The sequence below is a fragment of the Wenzhouxiangella sp. XN79A genome, from assembly GCF_012272825.1.
GTDB lineage: Bacteria > Pseudomonadota > Gammaproteobacteria > Xanthomonadales > Wenzhouxiangellaceae.
This window is the reverse complement of the sequence record NZ_JAAWWS010000142.1, coordinates 126,664-136,956: the sequence shown is the minus strand read 5'-3', so window position 1 is coordinate 136,956 and position 10,293 is coordinate 126,664. Positions and strand designations below refer to the sequence as shown.

Genomic DNA, 10,293 nt, shown 5'->3' with positions numbered 1-10,293 from the left:
CCCACGGTCCGACCACCCTCACGGATGGCGAAACGCAGACCTTCTTCCATGGCGATCGGTGCGATCAGCTCGACCTGGATCTTCACGTTGTCGCCCGGCATCACCATCTCGACACCTTCCGGCAGCTCCACGGCACCCGTCACGTCGGTCGTGCGGAAGTAGAACTGCGGACGGTAGCCCTTGAAGAACGGCGTGTGACGGCCGCCCTCTTCCTTGCTCAGCACGTACACCTCGGCTTCGAAGTGCGTGTGCGGCGTGATCGTGCCCGGCTTGGCCAGCACCTGGCCGCGCTCGACGTCGTCACGCTTGGTGCCGCGCAGCAGCACGCCGACGTTGTCGCCCGCCTCACCGCGATCCAGCAGCTTGCGGAACATCTCCACGCCCGTGCAGGTCGTCTTCGTGGTGTCCTTGATGCCGACGATTTCCAGCTCGTCGCCCACCGTCACGATGCCGCGCTCGATGCGACCCGTCACCACCGTACCGCGACCCGAAATCGAGAACACGTCCTCGATCGGCATCAGGAACGGCTTGTCGGTGTCACGCTCCGGCGTCGGAATGTAGGTGTCCAGCGCCTCGACCAGCTTCATGATCGACGGCACGCCGATGTCCGAATCGTCGCCTTCCAGCGCCTTCAGCGCCGAACCGGTGATGATCGGGGTGTCGTCGCCCGGGAAGTCGTAGCTCGACAGCAGCTCGCGGACTTCCATCTCCACCAGCTCCAGCAGCTCTTCGTCGTCGACCATGTCCGCCTTGTTCAGGTAGACCAGGATCTGCGGAACGCCGACCTGGCGCGCCAGCAGGATGTGCTCGCGCGTCTGCGGCATCGGGCCGTCGGCCGCCGACACCACCAGGATCGCGCCGTCCATCTGCGCCGCACCGGTGATCATGTTCTTGACGTAGTCGGCGTGCCCCGGGCAGTCCACGTGGGCGTAGTGACGCGCGTCCGACTCGTACTCGACGTGCGCCGTCGCGATCGTGATCCCGCGCGCACGCTCTTCCGGCGCGTTGTCGATCTGATCGTAGGCGCGGAACTCGCCGCCACGCGCTTCCGCGCACACCTTCGTCAGCGCCGCCGTCAGCGTGGTCTTGCCGTGGTCGACGTGACCGATGGTGCCGACGTTCACGTGCGGCTTCGTACGTTCGAATTTAGCCTTGGACATGCCCTGAAAACTCCGTTTGCTTTATGTGTGCCGAATTCAATGGCCGATCTGTTGTGCCGACCCGCAGCCGGCAGAAACGGCCCGCAGGGAAACCCTGAGGGCCGGCTTCGATCTGGTGCCCACGACTGGACTCGAACCAGTGACCTCTCCCTTACCAAGGGAGTGCTCTACCGCCTGAGCTACGCGGGCATCGTCTTCCTCCGTACGACACTGGAGCGGGTGATCGGAATCGAACCGACATCATCAGCTTGGAAGGCTGAGGTTCTACCGTTGAACTACACCCGCCTCACCCGTGCCGCGACCCGTTGGATTCCGAAGTGGTGGAGGGGGCAGGATTCGAACCTGCGAAGGCATAGCCAGCAGATTTACAGTCTGCCCTCGTTGACCGCTTGAGTACCCCTCCGCTCGATGCGCTCCGGAAATCCCATCGTCATCGGACGAAGCCCGCAATTTTCGACCATGTCGAGGGCCAAGTCAAGGCCGATTTGAAGAAAAACGAAGGAAGCCAGGCCCCAGCGGTCGCCCGGGGCAGATCGGGGCACCCTGCCGGGCGTTCCACGGTGGCCAGGCGAGGCAGCACCGATGTGGAGACTGCGCGGAACCGAACGCAAGAGCGGACGACCGCTGCTGGAGATTCCGGCGGGATCGCTGCTGCCCGATTCAGGCCGCCGTCGGATCCGGGACCGACCCGCTATCCGGCCGTGACGGTGAAGCTCTCCCCGCAGCCGCACTCGTCGGTCACGTTCGGGTTCTCGAACTCGAACTGGCGATTGAGACCCTGCCGGGCGAAATCGATGCGGGTGCCCGCCACCAGCGGCAGCGCGTCGGCATCCACGACGATCCGGATGCCGCGATCCTCGAACACCGTATCGCCGTCCTCGACGGCCTCGGCCAGGCCCACTTCGTAGGCCCACCCCGAGCAGCCGGTCCGGCGCACGCCGAGGCGCAGACCCACGCCGCCCTGGTCGGTGAGGAAATGCGCCACGCGCTCCGCGGCGGCCTGAGTGAGGGTAATCGATGTCGAATTCATGGCTGGTTTTACCCCGTGGGCCGGATTTCCATCAACGCTTGCTCTATTATCTTGCGCCGCGAACTCATTTTTCAATTCCCCGGACACCCTGGATCGATATGCCAAACGCGAGCATCAAGGCCGTTCTGGCCGGCGAACACCCCGTCGGCGACCCGCTGACCATCCAAGGCTGGGTGCGCACCCGGCGCGATTCGAAGGCCGGATTCTCCTTCCTGCACGTCAACGACGGCTCCTGCTTCGGCAATCTCCAGGTCGTGGCGCCGAAGGACCTGCCGAACTACGAGGACGTGGTCCTGCACCTGACTTCGGGCTGTTCGGTCCGCTGCCACGGCACGCTGGTCGAGTCCCAGGGGCGCGGCCAGACCGTCGAGCTACAGGCCGCCGAGGTCGAGCTGGTCGGCGGCGTCGAGGATCCGGACACCTATCCGATCCAGCCGAAGCAACACGGCTTCGAGTTTCTCCGCTCGGTCGCCCACCTGCGCCCGCGCACCAACACCTTCGGCGCCATCACCCGGGTCCGGCACGCCGCGGCCAAGGCGATCCACGACTATTTCGACAGCAACGGCTACCAGTGGGTCAACACGCCGATCATCACCGCCTCCGACGCCGAAGGCGCCGGCGAGCTGTTCCGGGTCAGCACGCTGGACCTGGCCAACCTGCCGCGCGACGCGAAGGGCGAGGTCGATTTCGGCAAGGACTTCTTCGGCCGCGAGACCTTCCTGACCGTGTCCGGCCAGCTCAACGTCGAGGCCTACTGCCTGGCGCTGAGCAAGGTCTACACCTTCGGTCCGACCTTCCGGGCCGAGAATTCCAACACCACCCGCCACCTGGCCGAATTCTGGATGATCGAGCCGGAGATCGCGTTCGCCGGGCTCGACGAACTCGCGCTGCTGGCCGAGGACTTCCTGAAATCGGTGTTCCGCCAGGTCCTCGACCGCTGCGGCGAAGACATGGCGTTCTTCGCCGATCGGATCGAACCCACCGCGATCGAGCGACTCGAGCGGCTGGTCGAAAGCCCGTTCGTGCGGATGGACTACGCCGAGGCGATCCGCGTGCTGCAGGCCAGCGGCCGGAACTTCGACTACGCGCCCGAGTGGGGCCTGGACCTGCAGACAGAACACGAGCGTTACCTGACCGAGAAGCACTGCCAGGCACCGGTGATCGTGGTCAATTACCCGGCCGAGATCAAGGCCTTCTACATGCGCCTGAACGACGACGGCAAGACCGTTGCCGCCATGGACGTCCTGGCCCCGGGCATCGGCGAGATCATCGGCGGCAGCCAGCGCGAAGAACGGCTCGACGTTCTGAAGAGCCGGATGGCGCCCGAGCAGCTTGAATCCGGCGCCTACGACTGGTTCCTGGACCTGCGCCGCTACGGCACGGTGCCGCACGCCGGATTCGGCCTCGGCTTCGAGCGCCTGCTGGCCTATATCTCGGGCATGGGCAACATCCGCGACGTGATCCCCTACCCGCGCACGCCCGGAAGCGCCCCGTTCTGACCGCCCGCGCGGCCCGCGCCGCGCACGCCCCACAAAAAAAGGCGCTGCCCGAAGGCAGCGCCGTCCCCGACCGCCAGGACGCATGCACCGGTCCAGAAGGGGAAGAACCGATGCGCGTCGATGGCCGCCACTAACCCGGCGTCAATGCTCCCATGGCCGCCGGGCCCAACCAAACGTGCGGCACCCTGCCGCGCTCCTCTGCGTCATTCGAAGACATACCAGCCCACGCCCAGGCTCCTGACGCCGGACGGTGCGGCCGCGCCGTCGAGGTCGTGACACTCGTACTCGCCGACCAGCGAGTCCAGCGCCGCGATGTGCTGTTCGATCAATTCGCGGGCCCGCAGCTCGAGTTCCGGATACCGGTCTTCCGGGATCATCCGGGACAAGCGGTCCTGCTGCAGCCGGCCCTGCCCGGGCTCGGCGTCGAGGTTGTGGACGACAGTCTCGGTCAGCCGGGCGATCGAATGCGAACCGGCGTCCAGCACCGTCAACTCCGACGGACGCACCGGCCGATAGACCGGATCGACCAGCCGGACCCGCTCGCCCGATTCGATCCGTACGTTGCCCGACTCGACCAGCTGGTCGAGCATCGTGTGGACCGTGATGTTGCGGCCGACCGCCCGAGCGGTCAGCGCCTGGAACGACGAGCCCGGCCCCATCACCGGCAGCAGCGCGGGCTGCCCGTCGGCATCCTGGAAGCCCTCGTGATGGATCCAGCGATCCAGCACCACGGATCCGGCGCAGACTTCGTGCGCCAGGAGCGACTCGTGGTCGGGGTCGTGCTCCATGGCCGAAATGGTGCGGGTATCCAGGCCCGTCAGCATCGCCAGCTTGGACCGCGTCACGCGCTGGTCGGGCTGGGTGCGCTCCAGCCAGGCGCGCGCTTCTTCCAGGTAGAGACGGCGCAGACGGTCGATCACGTAGATGCAGGCCACTCGCCCGACCAGCAGCCGAACCAGCGGCCGAAGCATGCGCTCGACGGCGCGCGCGGCACGCTCGGACGGGGATTCAGGGGCCGTGCCGGGCCCGGCCGGACGGCGTGCCGCCTGGTCGGCAGGTCGCGGTGCAGTCATCGGCTCATCGCCCCCTTGTCTCCCATCCGCTTGTTGAACGATTCACAGGATTTCGCCGTTTCCGGCCGGATCGCTGCTGCCGGTCGGCTGTTCGGCCAGCGAGTCCCGATGTGGACTGCATGATTCCATTTTCGACCATTTTTGTCAATATGCATCGATGCATATTCCTTCGGCATCCGTGCGACGGGCCGCCCTTGCGTGGATAATCGCGGGGTGTTCGTCCCGTCCCGATTCGCGCCATGCCCATGCTCCGCAACCTGTTCGACGACCGCCGCCTCGATCGCCTGTACCAGCAGTTGGTCAACGAGGAAGACGCCCGCGTCTGCCGGGACATTTCCGATTCGGCCTGCCGGGTGGTCCCGGGCAACTTCCTGCTCCAGATCGCCACCCAGTTCTTCACCAAGCTCGGCGACGCGATCGCCAACCCGAAGACCGTGCTGGCCTGGCTGCTGGCCTCGCTGGCGGCCCCGGCGGTGTTCACCGCCTTTCTGGTGCCGATCCGCGAGTCGGGCTCGCTGATCCCGCAGCTGGTCATCGCCAGCTACGTGCGCCGGATGCCGGTGCGCAAGTGGGTGTTCGTGCTCGGCGCCGTGCTCCAGGCGCTGGCCGTGTTCTCCATGGCCGTCGTGGCCGCCACCCTGACCGGCGCGGCGGCGGGATTCGCGCTGATCGGCGCGCTGGTGGTGTTCAGCCTGTCGCGCGGACTGTGCTCGGTGGCCTCGAAGGACGTGCTCGGCAAGACCGTGCCGAAGACCCGCCGCGGCCGGGTCAGCGGCTGGTCGGAGACCCTGGCCGGGCTGGTCACCATCGGCATCGGCACCTTCCTGCTGTTCGACCGCGACGGCGCCGACACCGCGGTCGGCACCTGGGTGCTGCTGCTGACGATCGCCGGCGGCCTGTGGCTGGTCGGCGCATCGACCTACGCGGCGATCCGCGAGGAACCCGGCGCCACCGAAGGCGGCGGCAACGCGCTGAGCGAGGCGCTGAAACGACTGGCCCTGCTGCGCGAGGACGCGCCGTTCCGGCGCTTCGTGATTGCCCGCTCGCTGCTGCTGTGCTCGGCGCTCAGCGCGCCGTTCTTCATCCTGCTGGCCCACGACAACACCGAAGGTGCGCTGCTGGTACTGGGCCTGTTCGTGATCGCCGACGGGGTCGCCTCGCTGATTTCCGCGCCGTTCTGGGGCCGGTTCGCCGACCGCTCCAGCCGCCGGGTCATGGTCATCGCCGGCGCCGCGGCCGCGCTGGTCGGCCTGGGCCTGGTCGCGATCGTGAACTTCGGCGGCGACGTGGCCGGCGCCGCCTGGCTGTATCCGCTGTTCTTCTTCCTGCTGGCCATCGCCCATGCCGGCGTCCGGATGGGCCGCAAGACCTACGTCGTCGACCTGGCCGGCGGCAACAAACGCACCGACTACGTGGCGGTCAGCAACACCGTCATCGGCGTCGTCCTGCTGATCACCGGCAGCGTCGGCGCCCTGGCCAACGTCATCTCGGTCTCCGGCGTCATCGTCGTCCTGGCCTGCATGGGCCTGGCCGGCGCCTGGCTCTCATCCCGCCTGCCGGAGGTCACCTGACCGGATTTCGGAAGGTTCACTGCAGAAAACCCCGGCTACCGCAGATGAACGCGGAGAACACCGAGGCGTGTTTCGCTTTCCTGATTACGCATGAATCTCGGCCACGGTCGGGTAGCGTCCCGGCATCGGAGCATCGCGGCAGGCGATACAGGCGAGCCGTTGGATCGTCCGATCGGATTCGAAGGACGGGTTTCCATCCCAAGCGAGATTCCAGCCCGACGCCGGACTGGCAGAAAGACCGCCTGTTGGAGGGCGCTTGCGCGCGAACGACTTCGGAAGCGGCCATCCTTCGCGCGCAAGCGCCCTCCAACAGTCGAACCCGGGCAAAAAGCGCTTTCGAAGGGTCCTTGCTTGCTGTTCTCGAGTTTCCTGCACGCCTCCGGAGGGCTGTACTACCGGCCGAGAAACGTGCGTAATCAGGTTCGCTTTTGATCAACGATCAAGGTCGGGCTCCAGGAACAAGTGCGCCGCGCGCTTCCCGGCAGCGGTTTCCAGAGCCGGCAGTGAACGCCATACCGCCGTGTTTTTTTCATTCGGCGTCCATCTGCGGTTTCTTGTCGTTTTCCGCCCTCTCCCCTCGTCCCTGCCGTCAAGCCGCAAACCCCTGCGCCTTGACCTTGTGGATGCGGTCGCGGATGGCGGCGGCTTCTTCGAATTCGAGGTTCTCGGCCGCCTTGAACATGGCCTTTTCGAGCTCGGCGATCTTCTTCGCGGCTTCGGCGGCCGACATCGGCGCGTCGTTGTAGTCGGCGGTCGCCTCGGCGGCGCGGCGGCCGGCGCGGTCCTCGCTCTTGCGCCCGCGCCCCTTGCCCTTCGCGCCGGGTGCGTTGTGGGCGTCGGCCATGATGTCGGCGATGTTCTTCTCGATGGTCCGGGGCGTGATGCCGTGCTCGGCATTGAACGCCACCTGCCTGGCCCGACGGCGTTCGGTCTCGTCGAGCGCGCGTTTCATCGAGTCGGTGATCGAATCGGCGTACAGGATCGCCTTGCCGCGGACGTTGCGCGCGGCGCGACCGATGGTCTGGATCAGCGAACCCTCGGAGCGCAGGAAGCCCTCCTTGTCGGCATCCAGGATCGCGACCAGCGAGACTTCGGGCAGGTCCAGGCCCTCGCGCAGCAGGTTGATGCCCACCAGCACGTCGAACGCGCCGAGCCGGAGATCGCGGATGATCTCGACCCGCTCGACGGTGTCGATGTCGGAGTGCAGGTAGCGCACGCGCACGTCGTGTTCGGCCAGGTATTCGGTCAGGTTCTCGGCCATCCGCTTGGTCAGCGTGGTGACCAGCACCCGGTCGCCCAGGCCGACCCGCTCGCGGATCTCCCCGAGCAGGTCGTCGACCTGGGTGCCCACCGGGCGGACCTCGGTCTCGGGGTCGATCAGCCCGGTCGGGCGCACGACCTGCTCGGCCACCGTTCCGGAACGCTCGAGCTCCCACTTCCGCGGCGTGGCCGATACATGGATGGCCTGCGGCGCGCGCGCCTCCCATTCCTCGAACTTCAACGGCCGGTTGTCCAGCGCCGACGGCAGGCGGAAGCCGTATTCGACCAGCGTTTCCTTGCGGGCCCGGTCGCCGCGATACATGCCGCCGATCTGCGGCACGGTGACGTGCGACTCGTCGAGGATCAGCAGGGCGTCCTCGGCCAGGTAGTCGAACAGGGTCGGCGGCGGATCGCCCGGCTGGCGGCCGGTCAGGTGGCGGGAGTAGTTCTCGATGCCCTGACAGTAGCCCAGCTCCATCATCATTTCCAGGTCGAAGCGGGTGCGCTGTTCCAGTCGCTGGGCCTCGAGCAGCTTGCCGGCGCCCTTGAGCTGCTCCAGCCGCTCGGCCAGTTCGAGCTTGATCGCCTCGGTCGCATCGAGCACGACCTGGCGCGGCGTCACGTAGTGGGTCTTGGGGAAGATCGTCAGCTCGTCCAGGGCCTCGCGGATCTCGCCGGTCAGCGGATCGAAGCGACTGATCCGCTCGATCTCGTCGTCGAACAGTTCGACCCGGACCGCCTCTTCGTCGGAATCGCCCGGAAAGATGTCGATCAGCTCGCCGCGCACGCGATAGGTGCCGCGCCTGAGCTCGAAGTCGTTGCGCGAATACTGCATCTCGGCCAACCGGCGCAGGATCGTGCGCTGATCGATCTCGGCGCCCTTCTCCAGCGCCAGGGTCATCTTCAGGAAGCTCGACGGGTCGCCGAGGCCGTAGATCGCCGAGACCGTGCCGACGATCAGCGCATCGCGCCGCTCCAGCAGCGCCTTGGTGGCCGACAGCCGCATCTGCTCGATATGTTCGTTGATCGAGGCATCCTTCTCGATGAAGGTATCGGAGGCCGGAACGTAGGCCTCGGGCTGGTAGTAGTCGTAGTAGCTGACGAAATATTCGATAGCGTTGTCGGGAAAGAACGCCTTGAACTCGCCGTAGAGCTGGGCGGCCAGGGTCTTGTTCGGCGCCATCACCAGCGTCGGCCGCTGCAGCCGCTCCACGACATTGGCCATCGTGAAGGTCTTGCCCGAGCCGGTCACGCCCAGCAGCGTCTGGTGGCGGTCGCCACGCAGGATCGACTCGACCAGCGCATCGATCGCTGCCGGCTGGTCGCCGGCCGGCTCGTAGCTCGAGGCCATCCGGAATCGACGATTCTTCGCGCGCTGTGCCATCGTGCTCCCTTGTCGCGGGTCCAAACTCCTATAATTGTGGCCGAGCGCCGGGCAATGCAACGTCGTCCGGTCATCGAGGGTCCGAACATCCATCCAGGGAACTCCGTCATGTCCATTCGCACCGCCCAGCGCGTCGCCCAGGTCAAGCCGTCCGCCACCATCGCGATGTCGATGAAGGCGGCCGAACTCAAGGCCCGGGGCCGCAACATCCTGTCGCTGAGCATGGGCGAGCCGGATTTCGAGACCCCGGATCACATCCAGCAGGCCGCCATCGAGGCCATCCGCGACGGCCAGACACGCTACACCGCGGTCGATGGGACCCCGGCGCTGAAGGACGCGATCATAGAAAAATTCAATCGCGACAATGAGTTGAGCTACCAGCGCGACCAGATCCTGGTGTCCTGCGGGGCCAAGCAGTCGCTGTACAACCTGATCCAGGCGCTGATCGATCCGGGCGACGAGGTACTGATTCCCGCGCCGTACTGGGTCTCGTACCCGGACATGGTGCGGCTGGCCGGCGGCGCCCCGGTCATCCTGCACACCACGATGGACAACGGCTTCAAGATCACGCCGACCCAGCTGCGCTCGTCGATCAACGAGGAGACCCGGCTGCTGATCCTGAACTCACCCGGCAACCCGACCGGCCGCGCCTACTCACGCGCCGAACTGGCCGCGCTGGGTGAGGTGCTCGAGGAATTCCCGCGCGTGGTGATCTGCACCGACGACATCTACGAGCACATCTGGTGGGCCGACGAGCCGTTCACCACGCTGCCGCAGGTCTGCCCCGCGCTGAAGGGTCGCACCGTCGTCGTCAACGGCGTCAGCAAGGCCTACGCAATGACCGGCTGGCGGATCGGCTACGCCGCCGGCGATGCGGAACTGATCAAGCAGATGCGCAAGATCCAGGGCCAGAGCACCTCCAACCCGTGCTCCATCAGCCAGGCCGCCGCGGTCGCCGCGCTGACCGACAGCCAGCTCTGCGTCGAGCACATGTGCGCCGAGTTCAAGAAGCGCCACGACTGGCTGGTGCCGGCGCTGAACGACCTGCCGGGCCTGGCCTGCGCGCCGGGCGAAGGCGCGTTCTACGTCTTCATCGACGCGTCCGGGGCGATCGAGGCGATGGGCCTGGACGGCGACGGCGCGTTCTGCGAGCACCTGCTCGAGAAGGCCGGCGTCGCGCTGGTGCCCGGCACCGCGTTCGGCGCCCCGGGCCACGCCCGGATCTCGTTCGCCTGCAGCCTGGACACCCTGAAGGACGCCGTCGAGCGACTGCGCAACGTGCTCGCCGACGCCTGAGCTCCGGCCGCCGGACAAGC

At 66.7% G+C, this 10,293-nt stretch carries 8 protein-coding genes and 3 tRNA genes; 3 read left to right on the top strand and 8 right to left on the bottom strand.

Annotated elements, in window-relative coordinates:
• From tuf to HFP89_RS06625, 5 genes are all read right to left on the bottom strand, one after another.
• On the bottom strand, positions 1–1,160 hold a 1,160-nt coding region (gene tuf, locus HFP89_RS06645; RefSeq protein ID WP_168716862.1), incomplete at its 3' end, for an elongation factor Tu.
• Between the two features lie 113 nt (positions 1,161–1,273).
• Positions 1,274–1,349, bottom strand: a tRNA-Thr gene (locus HFP89_RS06640).
• Between the two features lie 22 nt (positions 1,350–1,371).
• Positions 1,372–1,445, bottom strand: a tRNA-Gly gene (locus tag HFP89_RS06635).
• A 33-nt stretch (positions 1,446–1,478) separates the two neighbouring features.
• Positions 1,479–1,563 (bottom strand) — tRNA-Tyr (locus tag HFP89_RS06630).
• A 288-nt stretch (positions 1,564–1,851) separates the two neighbouring features.
• Positions 1,852–2,190 carry an iron-sulfur cluster assembly accessory protein gene (locus HFP89_RS06625; protein ID WP_168716861.1) on the bottom strand — a complete coding sequence of 113 codons (339 nt, stop codon included), beginning with the start codon at positions 2,188–2,190 and terminating at the stop codon, positions 1,852–1,854.
• A gap of 98 nt (positions 2,191–2,288) precedes the next feature.
• Between HFP89_RS06625 and asnS the strand changes: the two genes are divergently transcribed.
• Entirely contained in the window at positions 2,289–3,689 is a 1,401-nt protein-coding gene (gene asnS, locus HFP89_RS06620) for an asparagine--tRNA ligase (RefSeq protein ID WP_168716860.1), read from the top strand.
• Positions 3,690–3,892: 203 nt separating this feature from the next.
• Here the strand turns inward: asnS and HFP89_RS06615 are convergent, their stop codons facing one another.
• Together HFP89_RS06615 and HFP89_RS06610 are read right to left on the bottom strand one after the other, a co-directional pair.
• Positions 3,893–4,762 (bottom strand): DUF6502 family protein, encoded by an 870-nt coding sequence (locus tag HFP89_RS06615; RefSeq protein ID WP_168716859.1) that lies wholly within the window; start codon positions 4,760–4,762, stop codon positions 3,893–3,895.
• Positions 4,759–4,917 (bottom strand): hypothetical protein, encoded by a 159-nt coding sequence (locus HFP89_RS06610; RefSeq protein ID WP_168716858.1) that lies wholly within the window; start codon positions 4,915–4,917, stop codon positions 4,759–4,761. Before HFP89_RS06610 ends, HFP89_RS06615 begins: the two co-directional genes overlap by 4 nt.
• Before the next feature lie 84 nt (positions 4,918–5,001).
• Between HFP89_RS06610 and HFP89_RS06605 the strand changes: the two genes are divergently transcribed.
• Positions 5,002–6,333 carry an MFS transporter gene (locus tag HFP89_RS06605; RefSeq protein ID WP_168716857.1) on the top strand — a complete coding sequence of 444 codons (1,332 nt, stop codon included), beginning with the start codon at positions 5,002–5,004 and terminating at the stop codon, positions 6,331–6,333.
• 589 nt (positions 6,334–6,922) lie between these two features.
• Here HFP89_RS06605 and uvrB read toward each other — a convergent pair.
• Positions 6,923–8,977: an excinuclease ABC subunit UvrB gene (gene uvrB / locus HFP89_RS06600; RefSeq protein WP_168716856.1), complete on the bottom strand. Its 2,055-nt coding sequence runs from the start codon at positions 8,975–8,977 to the stop codon at positions 6,923–6,925.
• 108 nt (positions 8,978–9,085) lie between these two features.
• Here uvrB and HFP89_RS06595 point away from each other — a divergent pair, with 108 nt between their 5' ends.
• Positions 9,086–10,273 (top strand): pyridoxal phosphate-dependent aminotransferase, encoded by a 1,188-nt coding sequence (locus tag HFP89_RS06595; RefSeq protein ID WP_168716855.1) that lies wholly within the window; start codon positions 9,086–9,088, stop codon positions 10,271–10,273.
• Positions 10,274–10,293: the final 20 nt, after the last annotated feature.